The sequence below is a fragment of the Acinetobacter sp. WCHAc060006 genome, from assembly GCF_004209135.1.
GTDB classification, from domain to species: domain Bacteria; phylum Pseudomonadota; class Gammaproteobacteria; order Pseudomonadales; family Moraxellaceae; genus Acinetobacter; species Acinetobacter cumulans.
The window spans coordinates 1-740 of sequence record NZ_SGSS01000096.1; the positions used below are offsets into that span (position 1 = coordinate 1).

Consider the following 740-nt stretch of genomic DNA (forward strand, 5'->3'; position numbering starts at 1 on the left):
TCATAAGTCATTTTTCACTCAGCTCCAAGTTATAAATTCCAGCAATTAGATTGAATCTTAATGCTAGTCTTTTGCCTCGATTGCGATATCGCTCAGCAAGAATTTTGAAGGTTTTCAAACTGCCAAATACATGCTCAATTCCAATTCTTCTTTTATTGATTTCCTGATTATAGATTTTTAGTTCGGAATCCAGTTTACAGCGCTTCTTTGCTTTTAATGGCAACAGGCTATTTGGATACACTGTATAAATTCCCTGATAACCCTTATCCGCAAGGATAAATGCACCTGCAGGAATCTGATTCAAGTTACGTTTGAAGAGTTCGAAATCATGTACGGCACCACGACTCGTACATAAACTCAGGATTTTTTGAGTTTGATAATGAATGATGGCCTGTACTTTGAAAGTGTGGGTCTTTTTCTTGCCGCTATAGCTTTTCTTCTGTTTTTTTAGGCCTTTGGATTGGAATTTCTGTGGCATCCACGATCACAACATTCCAATCGATGCCTTCGCCCTCGGGTAAATCTTTGGGTAAATTAAAGAGATTGGACCGAATCAGGCAGTCTTCAACATGACGGACAATTCTTGAGGCTGTGGGCTCTGAAACCCCGTAGCTCGTCGCAACGTGAAATAAGGTTCGGTATTCCCGCCAATAGCTTAGACAGAGCAGAACCTGGTCTTCCAGGCTTAACTTGGGCGGTCTGCCTTTGGCAGGGACATGTTTCTTCAATTGCTCAACCAT

2 protein-coding genes are annotated in these 740 nt (G+C 41.4%); both read right to left on the bottom strand.

Annotated elements, in window-relative coordinates:
• Positions 1-7 precede the first annotated feature (7 nt).
• A complete protein-coding gene (locus EXE29_RS17340) occupies positions 8-478 on the bottom strand; it encodes an IS5/IS1182 family transposase (protein WP_039254797.1) in 471 nt (156 codons plus the stop codon).
• The coding region (locus tag EXE29_RS17345; protein WP_026438152.1) for a transposase family protein at positions 426-740 on the bottom strand (315 nt) is incomplete at its 5' end. The genes EXE29_RS17340 and EXE29_RS17345, both read right to left, overlap by 53 nt.